The sequence below is a fragment of the Lysinibacillus sp. EB271-A1-10B genome (genome assembly GCF_058791335.1).
On sequence record NZ_JBYTDL010000021.1, the window covers coordinates 49,724 to 69,492 of the forward strand.

The following is a 19,769-nucleotide window of genomic DNA, read 5'->3' on the forward strand; positions in this document are numbered from 1 at the left end:
TGGCGTTACTGGCGTTACTGGCGTGACCGGTTCTACTGGGGTCACTGGGGCTACCGGTGTGACTGGCTCTACTGGCATGACCGGCTCTACTGGAGCTACTGGTTCTACGGGAGTGACTGGCTCTACTGGGGCTACTGGTGTTACTGGCGCTACTGGCGTTACTGGTACGACTGGTTCCACTGGCGTTACTGGCGTGACCGGTTCTACTGGGGTCACTGGCACTACTGGAGCTACTGGGGTCACTGGAGCTACCGGTGTGACTGGATCTACTGGGGCTACTGGTTCTACTGGGGTCACTGGAGCTACTGGAGCTACTGGGGTCACTGGAGCTACCGGTGTGACTGGATCTACTGGAGCTACTGGGGTCACTGGAGCTACCGGTGTGACTGGCTCTACTGGCTCTACCGGTGTGACTGGCGCTACCGGCTCTACTGGCTTTACTGGCGTTACTGGCGCTACCGGCTCTACTGGCGTTACTGGACCTACTGGTTTGACTGGCTCTACTGGGGCTACCGGCGCTACCGGTGTGACTGGCGCTACTGGCGCTACTGGCGCTACCGGCGCTACTGGCGCTACCGGCTCGACTGGCTTTACTGGCGTTACTGGGGCTACTGGCGCTACCGGCTCGACTGGCGTTACTGGGGCTACTGGACCTACTGGACCTACTGGACCTACTGGTTTGACTGGCTTTACTGGACCAGCATTTACAGAAGGTTTCTCAGCATTTAATAATGCTGTATCAGTAAGTGCTTCTAGTACAATCGCCAACTGGAGTGTTGCATCGCCATATTTCACAACACCAGCATTCAATCCAGTGACCGGAATTTTCACTGTTCCAACAACCGGAAGATACGCTTTTGAAGCAACAATCAACTACTCAACTACTGCAGTAATTACCGTTGGCTTAGGGGCTGGCATCAATCCATCATTTGCAATTCGCAGAAACGCAGCAGCAAGTTTAATAAGCGGATTATTCCCTTTATTAAATGTAAATATTATAGCCGTATTGAATTTACGCACTATCCTTGGTAATGGGACAGTAACATTGGCTGGAGAAGTCGAGTTAGATGCAGGTGATACCATTGATTTATTCTACAACGCTAACGGTTTAACGATCGGACTTACTCTTGGAGGAGCGAACTCTGGCGGTATTGTATGGTCATGTCATCGAATTTCATAGCATTAAAGAACAAAAATTTTTACTGGTTTGAACAACTAACATTCTAACATTCTCTATAAGATCTTTACTGGGAAAGTAGAAGCTTACTTTCCCAGTTTTCTATTTCGATGTATCTAACTTGTGCAATTTTTACTTTTAAACGCTCCTATTTCATACTTTACAAATAATTTATCGCGGAGGAATCTCTTAAAAGCAATAAAAAAGTAGTACAAACATTTTTCAAGTTTGTACTACTTCTAATAACTATTTAATCCACAAACATTTCCGTTAGTACTTCGTCAGCAACATTTTTACCTTGCTCAACGCACTCAGGTATTGATATTCCTTCGAAAGAACTCCCCGAGAGCTTTACAGCGGGAAAATGTTCACGTAATTCTTGTTTTACTCGCTCTACCTTCGCTTCATGTCCTACGGTATATTGTGGCATGGCATTTTTCCAGCGGGTAACTACAGTCATCAACGGTTCTCCATCTACACCAATTGTTTTCATTAAATCCTGCAAAACGGTCTTTTCAATTTCAGTATCGGATAACGCTACAATTGCCTCATCGCCCACTCGGCCAATATAACTACGTAAAAGCACGTAATCATCCGGTGTTGTTCCAGGCCACTTTCGATTAATCCAAGTACAAGAAGTTATTGAAAAATCACTATTTCGAGAAACAAAAAATGATAACGCATCTAGATCACCTAACTGGTCTTTTTTAAATGCCATTGTCACAGTAGCAATAGTTGCCGCCTTCATCGTACTCAATTCATTTAATAACTGATGTTTGCTGAACATTTTTCTTGCTACATTAAAAGGTGTTGCAATAATAACAGCATCTGCTTTTAATTGTGTAAAATTGTTTAACACAACTTGGACAGTACCATCCTTACCATGCTCAATTTCTTCGACTTTAACACCCTTCATAACTGTACCAGGTAGTAGTGATTCTTCAAGTTTTTCGATAAGTGTCTCAAGACCATTATTAAATGATTGAAAAATACCCTTATCTTTCGTAGTAAGATCGTTACTTAAAAAATTTGTACCAGACTTTTTCATTCCAATAAGTAAGCTACGATATTTTTGCTCTAATCCATAGAGCTGCGGAAATGTTGAACGCATACTTAACTGCTCAATATCACCAGCAAACGTTCCAGCAAGTAATGGCTCTACTAAATTTTCTACAATTTCAGCACCGAATCTTCTTCTAAAAAATTGCCCTAATGGTTGGTCATCATCCTGTGCAGAGCGCGGGATGAAAAAATCCCCCGCTGCACGAACTTTCCCGCTAAGTGAAAACAAACCTGATGTAATAAATGACGAAACATGTGGTGTTGCCCCAGACAAAAGATTACTAGGGATTGGATACAATTGACTACCAGCAGCAATATAAGTCGGCCCTGTATTGCTTGTAATCATTTCCTGTTCAATGCCTAAATCCTTTGCCAAAGCATATACATAGTTCTCACGATCAAAAAAAGATTCTGGCCCGCGCTCGATAATACAGCCATCTTTTCTCAGTGTTTGTATTTTTCCGCCAAGACGTAATGACGACTCGACAAGTACGATATCTAACGGCAAATCTTTTGCGCTTGCTTCTTTTTGCAAATAGAACGCAGCTGTGAGGCCAGTAATGCCACCGCCTACAACAACTACCTTTCGTCTTTTCTGAGTCACCAACATCATCACTTTCTTTTCGCTTAGCTTAATTTTTTATGAATGGCATCAACCATTGCATCAATAAATAATGGGTGTGTATTTGGCATGGCTGGACGATAATATTTCGCGCCAAGTTCATCACAAACAACTTTACATTCATAATCGTTGTCATATAAAACTTCTAAATGTTCTGTTACAAAGCCAACTGGCGTATAAACGAATGAACGGAAGCCCTTTTGCTCATAAAGTTCACGTGTTAAGTCCTGAACATCTGGACCGATCCACGGCTCAGGTGTTTGTCCTGCTGATTGCCAGCCAACTTCTACATTATTGACACCCGTTGCTTCTTTAATTAGTCGAGCCGTCTCAATTAATTGATCTTCATATGGATCGCCCAACTCTTTAATTTTCTCTGGAAGTGAATGTGCTGAAACGATTAGACATGCTTTTTCACGTTCTTCATCAGACATTGCATTAAATGTTTCATTCACTTTGTTTTTCCAATACTCAATGAACTTTGGTTCATCATACCAAGATTCTACAGAAGTAATTGTTAATCGATCTCCAGCTGTTTCTGTTGCACGACCATTATATGACTTAATAGAGAACGTTGAGAAGTGAGGAGCTAATACGATAGAAACCGCTTCTTTAATACCTTCTGCTACCATTCCTTCTACCGCATCTTCAATGAATGGGTGGATATGCTTTAAACCAATAAATAATTTATATTCCACTTCATCTTGCACTTCATTTAAACGTGCGCATAAAGCTTCAGCCTGCGCCTTAGTAGCAGCAGCAAGTGGTGATAAACCACCGATAGCCTCATAACGACCGCGTAAATCCTCTAAATGCTCTTCTGATGGTTTGCGACCGTGGCGAATATGCGTATAGTAAGGTTCGATGTCTTCTTCTTTATAGGGTGTTCCGTATGCCATAACTAATAAGCCTTTAACTTCTTTCATTACCTTTTCACCTCTAAATAATAGTTAAGTATATCTTTATCGTACAGTATGTGACAAAAAGAAGCTGTCCAATTCATTAGGTTGGACAGCACTCTTTCTATGATGAAATCGAGATATCATTCATAGAAAAGAATATGAAAGTTAATATCTTGTCCACATCTATATTAAGAGCGTGCTTGAATTTGTTGAGCACTATACTCATGAATAAGCGCCGTTAAACGTTTTAACACTTCTGGATCTACCTCTGGGAATACACCATGACCTAAGTTAAAGATGTGCCCTGGCATTTCTAAGCCTTGATCGATAATATCTTTCGTGCGCTTTTCAATAATTGACCAATCAGCAAGTAATAGTGATGGATCTAAATTCCCTTGTACTGGCTTAGTTATACCGTTAGCACGAGCCTCTCTAATTGGTAAACGCCAATCTAAGCCAACAACATCTATCGGTAAATCATTCCACTCTTTCGCTAAATGACTTGCACCAACACCAAACTGAATAAGTGGCACATTTTCTTTTTGAAGCTCTGCAAAAATACGTGTCATAATTGGTTTAATGAACACACGATAGTCTTCAACATTTAAAGCACCAACCCATGAGTCAAAAATTTGGATAGCTTTTGCTCCCGCTTCGACTTGGGCTGAAACATCAGAAATAATCATGTCAGCTAATTTATCCATTAATGCAAACCAAGCTTGAGGCTCTGATACCATAAATGACTTTGTTTTATTATAGTTTCTTGAAGGACCCCCTTCAATCATATAGCTTGCCAGAGTAAATGGCGCACCTGCAAAGCAGATTAAAGGTACATTCAGTTGTTCTTCTGTTAACATTTTTATCGTTTCTAAAACGAATGGTGTATGTTCTTTCGCATTGAATTCACCTAGTTTTTCTATATCAGCGACTGAGCGAATAGGATTTGAAATTACAGGACCTACGCCTGCTTTGATTTTTACATCTACTCCAATACCAGGGAGTGGTGTTACTATGTCTTTGTATAAAATCGCTGCATCAACATTGTAATTTTCTACTGGTAATCTCGTTACATATGCACAAAGCTCAGGTTGAAGTGTAATTTCCTCTAAAGAATACTTTTCTTTAATCGCACGATATTCTGGCTGAGATCGTCCTGCTTGTCGCATATACCACACTGGTGTATGTTCCGTTCTTTCTCCCCGTGCAGCACGTAGAAGAGTATCATTAAAAGTTGTCATGAATAGTTCCTTCCCCTCAATAAAATTCATATAGTAAAATTCTCTGATTTAATTCGTTATTATTGATATCCGTTTTCAATAGTAAACGCTTCCTCTGTTATTGTATAGTTTTCATAGGGAAATGTCATAAAATTGTTCTTTCTATAGGATTTCTTTTTTGACAAAGCTATATACTTCCATTTAAATGGAGATAATCACGCTATATTATCATTTCCGCCTAAGCGTACTAGTTGCTTTCGCGTAGATAACAGTGGGTCTAAGTAGTGCTACAAGCACAATTCATTCCTTTTAAAAGATGAACATTCATAAGGAGGACAATAGTTATGTATATTTATTTAACTTCTGGTACAGGTGATTTTTTAGAGCAGTTAAAGAATAAACATCCAAACGAGGCGTTGACTTTAATACACGGAGAAGGTAACTCTGTGCTTATACATGAAACCAATGGAAAATCTATATTTGCCACACCTCGTAAGTTTGAAGTGCTAGATTCTGTAAATGCTCTAGAAGAACGAGGCTTCTTTGTTTTCAACAATATTCCTGTGACAGATGAAGGTCGACCAGTTTTTGAACATCGCTTTTTAAATCGAGCACGTGCTATAGAAGATGAACCAGGCTTTGTAGCATTTCGACTACTTCGTCCATTAAATAGTGAAACATACATTGTCATGACACAATGGAATGGTCCTCATTCATTCGAAGCATGGAAAAGCTCAAAGGCCTTTGCATCAGCACATGCTGAACGCAAAGAATCAACAGGCGTGAATCAACAAAACATTTTCTCAGCAGCTTCCTATGTCACAACCTATAGTGCCGCTCCAAAAGAAGACAACGAAGATTAGTTGAGGTGCGCGAGTGTGTGCTGCTCTTCCGCGGGTATTTTACCCGGAAGCACGGGTATTCTCTGTTCTTCCGCGGGTATTTCACCCGGAAGCGCGGGTATTCTCTGTTCTTCCGCGGGTATTTCACCCGGAAGCGCGGGTATTCTCTTCTCTTCCGCAGGTATTTGCCTGGGCGCGGGAATTCATTACTTTTCCCAAGGATTTTCTTTATGAGAAACGTTTACCCTCTATTTATCCAGTTTGTAAAACTATTATGTTATTAATAAAAATCTAGGATAATCCGTTTAAGGAGGTTTACTATGAACCAACATCTACTTGAAAGAATTGATGCTCATTTTGATGAAATGGTGGCGATTCGCCGTCATCTGCATATGCACCCGGAGTTAAGCTTTCAGGAGCAAGAAACTGCTAATTATATTATTCAATATTATAAGAAACTCGGCGTACCGGTTGAAGCTAATGTCAGTGGTCACGGTTTAATTGCGCGGATTAAGGGGAGCAAGCCAGGCAAAACGATTGCCTTACGGGCAGACTTTGATGCTCTTCCTATACAAGATGAAAAAGATGTACCATACAAATCAACTGTGTCTGGTGTTATGCATGCTTGCGGGCATGATGGTCATACAGCTACTTTGTTAATTATCGGTAAGCTATTGTGGGAAATGCGCGATGAGCTAGTAGGAGAATATGTACTAATTCATCAACATGCTGAAGAGGTTGATCCAGGTGGAGCAATTGGGATGGTACAGGCTGGTGCCTTGGATGGCGTTGATGCTATTTTGGGTACACATCTTTCTTCTAACCATCCTACAGGGATAGTTGGCTACCGCGTAGGGCCGACGATGGCCGCTGTTGATAGTTTTGAAATAAAAATTCAAGGTCAAGGCGGTCATGGCGCGCATCCGGATCAAACAAAAGATGCGATTGTTATTGGCTCTCAGCTTGTTATAAATTTACAACAGCTTGTCGCACGTCGTGTTGCCCCAACCGAATCTGCTGTTTTGTCGGTTGGTTCATTCGTGGCATCTAATGCCGACAATATTATTGCCGATACAGCTTACTTAAATGGCACAATTCGAACGTTTAATAAAGATGTTCGTGAAACGATGGAACGTGAGTTTAAACGGGTTATCCAAGGTACAGAAATTGCGCATGATTGTACAATTGAACTGAATTACCGTCATGGCTACCCTGCGGTTGTAAATCATGAGAAGGAAACACTCTTTGTGCGTAATATCGCTCAGGATATTTGCGATGTTACTGAGATTGAAGCAACTATGGGGGCTGAAGATTTCGCTTATTACTTAGAAGAAAAGCCAGGTACATTCTTCTTCACGGGAGCCCGCCCAGCTAAATATGCACCACATCATCATCCTAAATTCGATATAGATGAAAAAGGGATGCTCATTGCTGCAAAGGTATTAGTATCAGCAGCACTAGATTATCAATTAGTAGAATAGAAGACAAATGCACTGGAGAGCCCGAAGCAAAAGTAGCGCTCCACCACTTAAATCTCTCTTTAACAAAAATAAGCTCATTTCTCCAATTCTATTATTGGAAAAATGAGCTTTTATAATTTGCTGAACACCATAACGTGGGTTGATTTCCGTTCCGGCTAGGCGCTTTCCTGGGGACGTCCGTTAATCCGCTGGAGCTACAAGGTTGTTGATTATCACAAGACGTGATGCTCTTAGCCTTTGATCCCCTATTCTGTGACGCTAATTTCCAAAGAGACGCCCGGTCTCCACTCCCATCAATTTATTCAACGGCATATGTTTTAACTAAATTCATTACCCTATGGTGATATGCTTAAATTTCAAGACTTCGAGGCTTTAGAAGTCAATTCACTCACAACCAAAATGATTATAAAAGTAACATAAAACATCGGCTGTGTGATACCACATAGACCCACTATAATCGCTTGCGTTATCATTGCAAGACGCACAATTTGATTGACTGCTACCTTACGTGCTTCATCCGATAAAGGATAAAGCATGTCCATACGAAATTCACCGCTTGATAATAAAGCTGATTTTAATTGAATAGTTGTAGCAAAGCTCAATGCACCTGCAATAATCCATGTAACGACTGGGATATCTACAAAGGCTGCAATAACAGCTGAAATTACTGTTAATCGGAGCCATAAATAAAAATGATCATCTGTTCGGACGAATGTACGGAACACTAAGTACTTTTGGGCATTGTCTTTCTTGTATGCCACAAATTTATAAAGCCAATCAAGCCAACCACGACGACGGATACTACCTCGCAAATGTGGAACGTCCGTGAAATAATTAGCAAAGCGATAGAAACTCATCATGCGATTTTGTTCCAGCTTTACAAAGTGCTCGTACGGAATAGGCTCACCTGCACATTTTTTTCTAAATATTACAATATACACACATCCAACTGCAGCAGCAACAGTAGCTAAAATAAGCTGCATTTGAAGCGCCATGTACACAGTAACACCAAAGATAACAGCTCGAATTAGTCTGTCCACCCAAATCATTTGACCACGTTCACTATAACGATAACTAAATTCACCTTGCACGCTAAAATACTTCAATATAATAATAAGTAGAAATACTGACCAAATTTCAGATGTTGTTAATTCAGTAACAGCCTTAAGTAAAGGGATGCTTACGATATAAACAATTGCAACAACCCAAACCTGTGACCAAAATGTCCACGCTAACGCCTTTTTAAAATAATATGACATTTTCGATTCTAAAGGTAATAAATACACTTGGTCTGGCTCTCTCAAAAGTGAAGTTGGACGACTAAATGCTAGTAAAATCCCCACTGCCACTGCAATTAAAACCTCTGCCGGAAAATCAGACTGTACAATTTTCAGCCATTCACTATATTGATAGCCCCCTGCTCCAATAAGAAATACTAGTACAATCGCTATATGCCCCGTAAAAATAAATCGCATATATTTTTGCACTTCACCTATATAGTGCATAAAGCGAGAGGACCATACATCACGCAAGTTCTTCATGGTCGCGCTCCTTTGTCATTGCAATATATAAATCATCCAATGTCGCATGTGGCATCGCAAATGCCTTGCGTAAATCCTCCATTGACCCTTGTGCTCGCACGCGTCCTTCATGCAATAAAATGATACGGTCACAATGCTTTTCAGCGGTCGATAAAATGTGCGTAGACATTAAGATAGAAGCGCCTTCTTTTTTCTTTTCATCCATCTGATCAAGCAAGGATTGAATCCCAAGCGGGTCGAGTCCCACAAAAGGTTCATCAATAATGTAAAGACTTGGATTGACTAAAAAGGCGCACATAATCATAACCTTTTGACGCATACCTTTTGAGAAATGCGATGGGAACCAATTCAGTCGTTTTTCCATTCGAAATTCCTTTAATAATAATTGCGAACGAGCTTCAAGTGTTGCTTCATCTAGACCATAAGCCATCGCCGTTAATTCTAAATGTTCACGTAATGTTAGCTCATCATATAACACAGGTGTTTCAGGGATGTAAGAAAATGCTGTACGATACTTGTCCGTATTTTCCTTTAACGTCACACCATTTAAACGTATGTCTCCTTCTTTTGGAAGCATCGTTCCGATGATATGCTTAATCGTTGTACTTTTACCAGCTCCATTTAAGCCAATTAAGCCAACAAGCTCTCCTTTTCCAATCGAAAATGATAAATCTTTAATAACCGGCTTTCTTGTATAACCACCTGTCACATGTTGTACCTCTAATACCGTCATACCATCACTCCTCTTCTCGTTTATATTTTATCAAAAATTAGCAAATGATACAGTTATGAGTATGATAGAATGTATGTACATATATAATAAGGAGGAATTTTCGAATGAGCGATTGCCTATTTTGCAAAATCATTGATGGATCCATCCCAAGTACAAAAATTTATGAAGACGAACATGTCTATGCATTTACTGACATTTCACCTGTAGCGAAGGGACATACCCTATTAATTCCAAAGCATCACTGTAAGGACCTATTTGAGATGCCTGAGGAAGTAGCTCGTAATTTATATGCAGCTGCACCCAAAATTGCGAATGCTATAAAAGCTGCTTTTAACCCAATTGGACTTAATACGATTAATAATAATGGTGCTGCAGCTGGACAAACTGTTTTCCACTACCACTTACATTTTATTCCTCGTTACGATGAAAAAGAAGGCTTGGGATTAAATTGGCAAACACAAAAATATACACCAGAGCAATTATCTGATGTTGCGGAAAGCATTAAAGCCAACCTTAAATAATTTCTGACACACTCGAATTGTCAGAATTTCTTATTGCAATTTAAAGATTTATATCGTACACTCACAAATAAGTTTCGCTAACGGTCATGAGGACACGTTAGGAGACAAAAAAGATTAGCATAGTCGAGGAGAGATTAGAAATGAATACAAAGAATTTAGTATTAATGGCCCTTTTAGTCGGTGTTGGTGCTACACTTTATGTGGTCACACCAGGTATGGTAAACGGCATGAAGCCTGATTTCATGCTAACAATGATGTTTATTGGCATTTTATTGTTCCCTACTGTTAAAGAAACGTTCTTACTTTCTTTAGCAACCGGTGTACTGTCAGGTTTGTTTACAACGTTTCCAGCTGGTCTTGTTCCAAACATTATCGATAAAGCAGTAACGGGCTTTGTCTTTTTAGCGATTTTAATTGTGCTAAAAAAATTGGCAAGCAACTTTATAGTATCTGCTAGCTTAGTTGGCTTAGGAACAATTTTATCTGGAACTGTCTTTTTAGCAGTAGCACTTTTTGTATTCAACGCAAATGTTGGTGCAACATTCGCTGTACTGTTTGTAGGGGTTGTATTACCTGCTGTAGCATTTAATGTCATTGCTTTTGCAATTATTTATCCTATAGTTGCAAAATTGGTGAAACGCTCTAAATTCCAAACAGCTATTTCAATTTAATAAAAGGTGCATACAATTAGAAAATACACCTTTATCTTCAAAAGAAACTAAACCGTGATTCAAAATCACTCGTTTAGTTTCTTTTTTATTTTTGTATATTTGCATTTCATGGTTTAATAGTAGGTAACACATGATAATTACAGGAATGAGGTAATCGATATGAAAGCAAAACCATTTTTATTTGGACTTGGAGCTGGGATCGTCGGTGGTACAATCGCAGTACTTCTTTCAACTCCTCAATCAGGACAACAATTACGCGCTAATTTGCGAGCAAATGCTGAAAGTACAAAGGACAAACTTTTGGATGTAAAACAGCAAGCAGGCACAGTAAAACAATCTGTTCATTCGCTTACTAATGAAATAAAAAATAATATACCACTAATAATAAATGATTTAAAACAAACTATTACTACATTCACTGAAGAAATAGAACCTTCAAAAAATAACTTACAACAAGAAATAGATGCATTACAGAATTCAATAAGCGAAATCGAGAAAAACGTTGCACAATTTACAGAAAAAAAGAAAAAACCGCAAGAAAAAGTTAGTGACTAAAGTCCTTTATGATTAAATAAGATTATATATTTTTATTAATTTCTATTGGTAAAATGTTATTTTTTAACCACTTTTCAATTTTTTAATTTTTCTAACTTTAAACTTTTTTCCTTTATTGCTATAATATTTTTAAAATGTTAAAGAAAGCAGTAGGTGATGGCTTTGTCAGAGGAATTGTACACTCAAAAAGAAGCGATGCTTTATAGTCAAAGAATTGCGCAAATATCAAAAGCCTTATGGAAAGCAGTTGAAAAAGATTGGCAGCAATGGATTAAACCCTACGATTTAAATATTAATGAACATCATATTTTATGGATTTCGTATCATTTAAAAGGGGCTTCAATTTCTGATGTGGCGAAATTTGGAGTAATGCACGTTTCCACTGCATTTAATTTTTCAAAAAAATTAGAAGAGCGTGGATTCCTTAAGTTTTCAAAGCGTGATGACGACAAGCGTAATACGTATGTTGAGTTAACAGAAGCAGGTACAGAACTTATTGTTGAAATGAATAGCAATTATCATAATACTTATCATTCTGTGTTAGAAGGTTCATTAGCTTTAAAAGACTTATACGGTCGTTTCCCAGAATTTTTAGATGTTATGGCTGTTATTCGCAATATATATGGAGAGGACTTCATCGACATTTTTGAGCGTTCTTTCCAGCACTTCCGTGAATCCTTTGACACGATCGAAGAACGTTCAACTGTAAAAGGATAAAAGTGAAACTACTAGGCTTTTAGCGTTAGTTGTTCGTAATCTAAACCTAATGGCCGTAAAAGCTTATAATTAAAGAGGTATTTCAGAAATATTTCTGAGATACCTCCTTTTTCTTGCATTCTAATATAAATCAATTTAAATTAAATAGACCATTCATATTACGGAGTTGATAATCATGCATTGTTGGAAAATATTAAATCTGGAACATCATTACGGAACAACGCGTATTATGATCATGTCTGTACTTGTTTTTTTTACTGTCTTTTCGCTTTCCTATGTGACATTTAATTTATTTAATGATGAGCACTATACAGATCGTTTGTTTTGGCTTTTTGTTATTGCTATATTTGCAATTTACCCAATTCATAAATGCTTACACTTTCTAGCATTATATGATTTACGTCAGCAATTAAAATTGCGTGTGCGTACCCAATTTTATGTTATTCCTGTTCTTCACATGCGTATCCGTGAACCTTTATCGAAAAACCGATATATTTTAGCTTTACTTTCACCATTTATTGTACTAAATACAAGCATTTTATTGGGTACACTACTATTCCCTGCGTATACTCATTATGGTACATTACTTTTAGCTTACCACTGTAGTCTATGTGTAATAGATATTCTATATGTAAAATATTTATTGAATTCACCTAAAGACTCCCAGATTGAGGAGACGCCTAAAGGCTATGAAATTTTAGTGCCACCTACTATTCACTAAATTGCTTGTACTTGTGTTTTATTAACGTTTTTTGTTATGCTATTACTATTGAAAGAGGGGAGGAATAGACTTGCTGTTAATGATTGTAGTTCTATTCTCGGTATTCTATTTATTTCAAATAAACCGCATGACTTATGCGCTGTGCATGCGACGTGAAATTCCCGAAGAAAACCAACCAAAAGTATTCCGAACTATAAATATACTTATTACAATTTTACTTGTCTCATTTTATATTGAAGTTTTATATGCAGTATAGTTAAAAAGAAAAGTGATCCGCGCCAGTCAACGTTCAGAGGTAAATCGAACGCCTTATGTGACCGCGCGATCTGATCAATTATATTTAATGGAACGTGACTTCAAGCGGACTGCGCGAATGCCTTTACATTGTTAAAAAAAGCTAAGGAAATTAAACCCTTAGCTTTTCGTTATTTATATTAATTAGTATAGGAACGCTGCACCAACAATAATTAATAAAATAAATAACACAACTAATAAAGCAAAGCCTGAGCCTGAGCCGTAGCCGCCGCCACCACCGTATCCTCCGCTGCCCATAACTTCACCCCCTTTCTTTTCTATATCCTATGCGCTTGCAAATATGAAATATAGGCTATACTCAAGGGGAACCATTTTGTTTTTAAATCGTTTATGTTATAGTAAAAAATGGGACGAAACCATATAAGGAGAGAATATCCACTATGAAAAAGACAGTTTTATCTTTAACATTAGCTGCTTCAGTATTAGCACTTGGTGCTTGTAGCGGAGACGACAACAAAACAATCGCAACTTCAAAAGTAGGTGACATTACAGTTGCTGACTTTAACAAAACATCAAAAACTTTAGCAGGATCTCATATAATTCAACAAATGATGACTGAAAAAGTATTAGCTGATAAATACAAAGTATCAGATAAAGAAATCAAAGAGGCCTATGACGCAACTGCTTCACAATTCGGTGATAGCTTCGCCGATGCACTGGCTGCAAGTGGCTTAACTGAGGAAGGCTATAAAGATGCTTTACGTATTGAACTTCTTTCAGAAAAGGCTTTACAAGAAAAAGCGTTTAAAGAAGCAGATGTAAAAAAACATTATGAGCAAATGAAAACTGAGTTAAATGCTCGCCATATTTTAGTAGCAGATGAGAAGACAGCTAAAGAAGTCATTGCTAAAATTAAAGGTGGCGCTTCTTTTGCGGATGTAGCAAAAGAATACTCAACTGATACTACCTCTGCTCAAAATGGCGGAGAGCTAGGTTGGTTCTCTGTTGGTGCAATGGTAGATGAATTTAATGACGCGGCTTATGCCCTTCCTTTAAAAACATTAAGTGAACCAGTTCAATCAAGCTTTGGTTTCCATATTATTGAAGTTACGGAAAAGCGTGATGTAAAAGGTGTTGGTTCATTCAAAGATGAAGAGAAAAACATCCGTACACAAATGCTAGCTAAATTAAAGCAAACAGGTGAAGATCAACAAATTCTTAAAGATATCGTTGCAAAAATGGCAAAAGATGCTGATGTAAAAACATCTGATAAAGAATTAGAACCTGCTATTGAAGCTCTTACAACAACAAGTGAGGAGCAAGCTAAAGCTGCTGAAGAAGCAGCTAAAAAAGCTGAAGAAAAAGCTCAAAAAGAAAGTAAAGACGACAAAGAAAAAGATTCTGAAAAATAATCTTACTAGTTGTTACTTTACTATATGAAAAAGGGTTACGCCGATACAGGCGTAACCCTTTTTATACAAAAATGTCTGCTAAATGAAGAAAAATGTAATCCCCAACCTTTGAATTTACTATATAGTCGGTTTATAAAACGATCGATTATCAAGTGGAAATAGTCTTTCCGTAAATTCGCCTGGCGCTGTTTTGCCTAATGCTCTTGTTAGCATGTTCATCTTCGCATCAATATTATCAATATAATGTAAGATTTCCGCTTCTTGAATCATCGGTTTTTTCGGGCTACCCCATTCTTCTTTACCGTGGTGAGATAGTACCATATGTTGCAATAGCATGACTTCCTCGCCCTCGATTTCTAGTTCACTAGCAATCTTGGCGATTTCATTGACCATAATAGTAATATGACCAAGTAAATTCCCTTCAACCGTATACATTGTTGCAACAGGTCCTGATAATTCAACTACTTTACCAATATCATGTAGAATAATCCCTGCATATAACAAATCTCGATTTAACGTAGGATATAAATCAGCAATTGCTTTTCCTAGTCTCAACATGGACACCATATGATCTAATAGACCAGATGCATAATCATGATGATTTTTCGTAGCAGCTGGATAGACTAAAATAGCATCCTGATGTTTTTTAATAGCTGTACGTGTAATTCGTGATATATTCGGATTTTTAATATCAAAGAAAAATTGCGTCAATTCTTCATATAGTTCTTCTTTTGGAGTTGCCGAGGAAGGAACTAAATCATTAATAGCAATTCCCTCCTCTGGTTTTGCAACACGGATTGCCTTGATACGTAATTGATTTTTGCCACGATAGTCATGAATTTCTCCACCTACACGGACAATTGCTTCAGCGTGATACATTTTTTCATGATCTTCATTTGTATCCCATAGCTTTGCTTCAATATCTCCACTTTTATCTTGTAATAACAGTGACATAAATGGCTTTCCGACTGTGGTAACCCCTTTTGTCGCCTGTTTAATTAATAAAAATTGATCGACTGTTTCTCCAACCTGGAGCGTCGTAATACCCTTCATGTTGACGCCACTCCCCTTTCATTTGCTAGTGCTCCTACATCGACAATTTGGTCTTTCTGCCAATGCTCGAGCATCGCGTCATGGCAAGTAAAATATAAAATTTGACGTTCATATCCTACTTCTTTCATTAATTGTACCATTTTGTCTGTACGGTTTCGATCAAAATGGACAAAAGGATCGTCCATAATAAATGGAAATGGAGCAGAGGTTGTTAGCGTTTTTGCTAGTGCCATACGCAACGAAATATAAGCTTGCTCCTTTGTAGCCTGTGATAATTCTGCCATTTGATAACGTAATCCAGAAACATCCTGTGCAACAAAATAGCCTTCATCGTTTATTAAAAGCTTATCGTAACGCCCACCTGTAAACGTATTAAATATTGCATTAACTTCTGTCAAAACATGAGGTAGTTTTTCTTCTCTTAGGCTGAACAATGTTTCATGGATCGCAGTAGCCAATGCTTTTTTTGAAGCCCATTGTCCTATCAGCTGTTGCAACACTGATTTCTCTTCTTCAAACTGTTGAAGCAACTGGCCATATTTCTCGTCATTTAGAAGATTCTCCTTTTGGATTTGCAGTGTCGCACGTTGTTCTAAGCAATGATCGATCGCTACCTGCATTGTTCCTCGTTCTTCTTCTAAAGTAAGCAGTTTTTCATTTAGCTGTTCCTCTTCTAGCAGTGACTGCTTGTTGTCTACATTTAGCGAGGCTAGCTGACTCTGAATGGCTTGAAGTTCTGTTTTTATTTGTTGTTGTTGCTCAAATTGTTCATGTGTTTCATAATAGCCCTTCTCTGTTTGTACATTCGCAGCATTAAATAACTGAGTAATTTCAGACTCATAGCTGTCTATATGTGATTGCACTCCTTGCATTTTAGTCTGCAGACTAGTCAACTGCTCTTTTGCTTGTTGGGATATTTGTTGCTTCTGCTGTAAAGTAAGAAATGTAGTACGTAAATGCATAAAGATTTCTTGCTCACTATATTCTGTCTTTAAGACTCGCTGTATCTGTTCTAGTAACTCGTTTTTCTCCGCTTGTATCGTTTGTAAAAGCGTAAATGTACTCTTCTTTTTTGCTGCCAACTCTTGAGCACCACGAATGCGCATAAACAGTTCTGGTAATAATGTTTTCGGTATATTTCCCTCTAACCGATAGCGCCCTAAAAAATGGTGGAGCAACTGAGTAGCCTCTTCACTTACATGCTCAGCCCGTTGAATTTTATATTCAAGTTTCACATATTGACGTTCTTTTTCTTGCTGTTGCTCATTTGCATGCAACAATCGATCCTCAAATTTTTGTTTTTTTAGCAGGATAGTCTGAGCAATATTTTCCTCCTGCTCTAACTCACGCATTTGCTGACTCTGTTGTTTACTCGGCGCTTCATGAGCTTGTCTAGCAAATTTTAAATATAAAATAATGATGAGTGACATAACCGCTCCTACAACGATAACAGCCATATTTTTTTCCATAACACCATAGATACACGACAGTATACTTATAGCTAATACAATAAATATAAAAATACTTGGTTGTTGTTGTTTCGAGCGTTGTGACCTTCCATAACGCAATTGTTCAAGCTTTCGCTTACGCTGTGGCCACTGTGCTAAAATATGTTCTTCCTCCGTAGTTAATGACTCCTGGTGAAGCTGTTGTTGCAGTTGAGCAATTGTATCTAATTCTGCATGTAGTTGCTCTAACGAACGCAAATGAAATTTCAGCTCTTCTTCTGCTTCTTCCAATAGGCTTAACTGTTGTTGAAATTGTTCCTCTTGCTGTAATGATACGGTTTCTTCAAGCAAAATATCTTGCGCTGTTTTTTCCTGAACACCTAATAAACGGAACTGAGCTTCTATTTCTTGCTCGATTAAATACAGCTCATCCATTAAGTTCTGTTCCTTTACAACTAACTGATTCCATGTTGCTTCCTTGTTCACAAGACGAGACATCTCAGTAATAACTTGCTCGTCCACTGTTAATTGTAGCTTACGTTGCAGTCCCTGATACTGATCCTTCAGCTGCTCCATTTGCAGTGTTTCATGCATAAGTCGATCCTTTAATTGCTCATAGCGTCGGATCCCTTCTGGAGGAAACTGCACATGTTCATAGCTTTTTTGCGTCTGTTCGAAAGACTTTTGCTGCTTTAGAAGTGGCATAGCCTGCCTCAAAATTGTGAGTTGCTCCCAATTTTGCTGCTCTGTTTTTTGTTGACTATATAAGCCCTCTAGCCTTAAATCGAGCTGCTGTAATTGTAATAATTTATCCTCAAAAGTCTGAATATTACCTTGCTCTTGTTTAATCGTACGTTCTAGCTTTTTTAAATGCTCCAATTTTTGATTAATGAGTGGCACTTTGCCTGCTTTTTTAAAAAGCTCACTAGCATCTTTGTCCAATTTCTTTTCTAGAGTTGATAGTTGTTGTATCCCAGTTGTTCCAGAGGCAAGTAACAAATGTGTTAGCTCCTCCTCTGACATTTTTTCAATGCCCTGTAGCTCGTGTAATGAAAAGGAGAAAATAGACTCAAAGGAGGCTTTTGAATAACCATATAATAGCTTTGCTAAAAGCTCCTCATGCCCCATTGTTCCGTCTTCTAAATAGACCGTAACATCTCCAGCTGCCTTTCCTTTCATACGTTCGATCGTGCATTGCCCATACGTTGGATGCCAAATCGTCAGCTGACCACCGAATTTAGTCGATGCTTTCGGCTCATATTTACGTTGTGCCTGTTGCCTCGTAGGAAATCCAAAAAGCATTTGTAAAATAAACTGTTGAATGGTCGTTTTCCCCGCTTCATTCATACCATAAAAAATGGTAACCCCTTCGCGTAAAGTAATGGTGATATTTTCATGCTTTCCAAAGCCATAAATTTGGATTTTTTGTATCGTTAGCATGTTAATCACGCCCTTTGAATTTCTTCTGCTAATAATTCTTGTGCGTCGTGCATTAAATTTTTAATGTCTTGCTCTGTTAAAGGTTCAATCAGCCTTGCACCGCCAGCATGTTGGTATAGTTCCTTTAAAATATCCTTCCATTCAGAAATATCCCATTCCTCCATTAAATTCATCACGGATTCAGTCGCAGCAGTATGTTCATACAATATGGACGCTTGATGTAACACGAGCTTTTGCACCCAGCACATCGGTTCAATTCCATCCTCGGCTTCTCGAATAGTTTCTAGCCATGCGTCAACTGTAGCATGTTCAAATAAAGATTGTGATTGTTCATCTATATTTTTCAAATGAAGTTCAACAACAGACGCCCCAAATTCTTGACGATTAAGCATCAAAACTTCTTCACATTTTTTAAGTAGTTCATTTGCATGAAACACATTCGCACAATCAACCTCTACCGTGTTATAAACAACAGCAGATGTCGGTACAAATTCCAAATCTGTAGAGGATTGTGACAAAGTTACGTCATAGAAACCCTTTATCCCTTGCTCTTTCCGATGTCGGCTTTGAATATTGCCTGGATAAACAATCGGTGGATTTTGATGTAAAAATTGTCGTTTATGAATATGTCCTAAAGCCCAGTAATGATAGTTTTTTTCAAGCAGTTGATCTTTTGTGAAAGGAGCGTAAACAGCATGTGAAGTATCGCTAGCCTCACTACCGTGAAGCATACCAATATGAATAACATGCTGGTCCTGTGCAACAGGATAACTATCAATCATTGATTTCGTTATATGACGGTCACTATAGCTGAAGCCATAAATATTGACTTGTTGACCACGTATGTTTAATTGCACAACACTAGTTTCAGCTGGTAACTCATAGACATTGCTCGGTAAAGCAAAACGCGTCCAAGCACCATTTAAGTGATCATGATTCCCATAACTTAAAATGACAGGGATATTATGCTGAAAGAGTTTTTCCATAGCCTCTTGAAATCGTCTTTGTGCTTGTAAACTTCGATTTTCACCATCATATATATCACCGACAATCAGTAAGAAATCAGGTTTCTCCTGAATAGCTTTCTGAATAATTTTATCAAAAGCTTCGAAAGTACTTGTTCGAATCTTTTTGAAATTTTGCTCGGGTAAACCAAATAAGCCCTTAAATGGACTATCTAAATGTAAATCCGCCATATGGAAAAAACGAATTGCTGACATCCAACCACCTCAAGTATTAAATAATCTATACCTTAACTTCATTCTTTTTCACTCGCAACGCAGTAAATTATTGAGTACATCGGAATCGCCGATTTTATAATTTATCAATTTTTACGTATCTCATTTTTATAATGAGACATTCGTGAATCACGCCGGAACCGAATATTTGTTCTATTTTA

At 38.2% G+C, this 19,769-nt stretch carries 18 protein-coding genes and 1 pseudogene; 10 read left to right on the plus strand and 9 right to left on the minus strand.

Features of this window, described 5'->3' with window-relative positions:
- A pseudogene (locus AC3WSK_RS20735) lies at window positions 1–1,180 on the plus strand (collagen-like protein); the annotation flags it as partial.
- 247 nt (window positions 1,181–1,427) lie between these two features.
- Here AC3WSK_RS20735 and hemY read toward each other — a convergent pair.
- From hemY to hemE, 3 genes are all read right to left on the minus strand, one after another.
- Window positions 1,428–2,852 carry a protoporphyrinogen oxidase gene (gene hemY, locus AC3WSK_RS20740; protein WP_079563343.1) on the minus strand — a complete coding sequence of 475 codons (1,425 nt, stop codon included), beginning with the start codon at window positions 2,850–2,852 and terminating at the stop codon, window positions 1,428–1,430.
- Window positions 2,853–2,866: 14 nt separating this feature from the next.
- A complete protein-coding gene (hemH, locus tag AC3WSK_RS20745; protein ID WP_427483994.1) occupies window positions 2,867–3,787 on the minus strand; it encodes a ferrochelatase in 921 nt (306 codons plus the stop codon).
- A 164-nt stretch (window positions 3,788–3,951) separates the two neighbouring features.
- Window positions 3,952–5,001, minus strand: a complete 1,050-nt coding sequence (gene hemE / locus AC3WSK_RS20750) for a uroporphyrinogen decarboxylase (protein ID WP_079563341.1) — start codon at window positions 4,999–5,001, stop codon at window positions 3,952–3,954.
- A 323-nt stretch (window positions 5,002–5,324) separates the two neighbouring features.
- Here hemE and AC3WSK_RS20755 point away from each other — a divergent pair, with 323 nt between their 5' ends.
- Complete coding sequence (locus tag AC3WSK_RS20755) at window positions 5,325–5,843, plus strand: antibiotic biosynthesis monooxygenase family protein (protein WP_079563340.1); 519 nt, start codon at window positions 5,325–5,327, stop codon at window positions 5,841–5,843.
- A 299-nt stretch (window positions 5,844–6,142) separates the two neighbouring features.
- Window positions 6,143–7,303 (plus strand): amidohydrolase, encoded by a 1,161-nt coding sequence (locus tag AC3WSK_RS20760; protein ID WP_492414438.1) that lies wholly within the window; start codon window positions 6,143–6,145, stop codon window positions 7,301–7,303.
- 356 nt (window positions 7,304–7,659) lie between these two features.
- Here the strand turns inward: AC3WSK_RS20760 and AC3WSK_RS20765 are convergent, their stop codons facing one another.
- Both AC3WSK_RS20765 and AC3WSK_RS20770 read right to left on the minus strand, forming a co-directional pair.
- Window positions 7,660–8,844, minus strand: a complete 1,185-nt coding sequence (locus tag AC3WSK_RS20765; RefSeq protein WP_492414439.1) for an ABC transporter permease — start codon at window positions 8,842–8,844, stop codon at window positions 7,660–7,662.
- On the minus strand, window positions 8,828–9,577 hold the full coding sequence (locus tag AC3WSK_RS20770) for an ABC transporter ATP-binding protein (RefSeq protein WP_079563337.1): 750 nt from the start codon (window positions 9,575–9,577) through the stop codon (window positions 8,828–8,830). The genes AC3WSK_RS20765 and AC3WSK_RS20770 overlap by 17 nt, the downstream gene beginning before the upstream one ends.
- Window positions 9,578–9,681: 104 nt before the next feature.
- On the opposite strand from AC3WSK_RS20770, the gene AC3WSK_RS20775 reads away from it, so the two are divergent.
- The 6 genes from AC3WSK_RS20775 (at window position 9,682) to AC3WSK_RS20800 (ending at window position 13,018) form a co-directional block, all read left to right on the plus strand.
- Window positions 9,682–10,098 carry an HIT family protein gene (locus tag AC3WSK_RS20775; RefSeq protein WP_079563336.1) on the plus strand — a complete coding sequence of 139 codons (417 nt, stop codon included), beginning with the start codon at window positions 9,682–9,684 and terminating at the stop codon, window positions 10,096–10,098.
- Between the two features lie 140 nt (window positions 10,099–10,238).
- Complete coding sequence (locus tag AC3WSK_RS20780) at window positions 10,239–10,769, plus strand: tryptophan transporter (protein WP_079563335.1); 531 nt, start codon at window positions 10,239–10,241, stop codon at window positions 10,767–10,769.
- A 159-nt stretch (window positions 10,770–10,928) separates the two neighbouring features.
- Window positions 10,929–11,324 (plus strand): YtxH domain-containing protein, encoded by a 396-nt coding sequence (locus AC3WSK_RS20785; protein ID WP_079563334.1) that lies wholly within the window; start codon window positions 10,929–10,931, stop codon window positions 11,322–11,324.
- 156 nt (window positions 11,325–11,480) lie between these two features.
- Window positions 11,481–12,041 (plus strand): HTH-type transcriptional regulator Hpr, encoded by a 561-nt coding sequence (locus AC3WSK_RS20790; protein ID WP_079563333.1) that lies wholly within the window; start codon window positions 11,481–11,483, stop codon window positions 12,039–12,041.
- Window positions 12,042–12,216: 175 nt separating this feature from the next.
- Complete coding sequence (locus tag AC3WSK_RS20795) at window positions 12,217–12,762, plus strand: DUF3267 domain-containing protein (RefSeq protein ID WP_079563332.1); 546 nt, start codon at window positions 12,217–12,219, stop codon at window positions 12,760–12,762.
- A gap of 70 nt (window positions 12,763–12,832) precedes the next feature.
- The gene (locus tag AC3WSK_RS20800) at window positions 12,833–13,018 is read left to right on the plus strand and encodes a hypothetical protein (RefSeq protein WP_079563331.1); all 186 of its coding nucleotides are present in this window, start codon (window positions 12,833–12,835) and stop codon (window positions 13,016–13,018) included.
- A 182-nt stretch (window positions 13,019–13,200) separates the two neighbouring features.
- Here the strand turns inward: AC3WSK_RS20800 and AC3WSK_RS20805 are convergent, their stop codons facing one another.
- Window positions 13,201–13,314, minus strand: a complete 114-nt coding sequence (locus AC3WSK_RS20805) for a YjcZ family sporulation protein (protein WP_079563330.1) — start codon at window positions 13,312–13,314, stop codon at window positions 13,201–13,203.
- 143 nt (window positions 13,315–13,457) lie between these two features.
- Between AC3WSK_RS20805 and AC3WSK_RS20810 the strand changes: the two genes are divergently transcribed.
- Window positions 13,458–14,429: a peptidylprolyl isomerase gene (locus tag AC3WSK_RS20810; RefSeq protein WP_079563329.1), complete on the plus strand. Its 972-nt coding sequence runs from the start codon at window positions 13,458–13,460 to the stop codon at window positions 14,427–14,429.
- A 117-nt stretch (window positions 14,430–14,546) separates the two neighbouring features.
- Here AC3WSK_RS20810 and yhaM read toward each other — a convergent pair whose 3' ends face one another.
- The 3 genes from yhaM to AC3WSK_RS20825 are packed head-to-tail and all read right to left on the minus strand — an operon-like array spanning window position 14,547 to window position 19,590.
- On the minus strand, window positions 14,547–15,482 hold the full coding sequence (gene yhaM / locus AC3WSK_RS20815; protein WP_079563328.1) for a 3'-5' exoribonuclease YhaM: 936 nt from the start codon (window positions 15,480–15,482) through the stop codon (window positions 14,547–14,549).
- Entirely contained in the window at window positions 15,479–18,370 is a 2,892-nt protein-coding gene (locus tag AC3WSK_RS20820; protein WP_492414440.1) for an ATP-binding protein, read from the minus strand. Before AC3WSK_RS20820 ends, yhaM begins: the two co-directional genes overlap by 4 nt.
- A gap of 5 nt (window positions 18,371–18,375) precedes the next feature.
- Complete coding sequence (locus tag AC3WSK_RS20825) at window positions 18,376–19,590, minus strand: metallophosphoesterase family protein (RefSeq protein ID WP_079563326.1); 1,215 nt, start codon at window positions 19,588–19,590, stop codon at window positions 18,376–18,378.
- Window positions 19,591–19,769 lie beyond the last annotated feature (179 nt).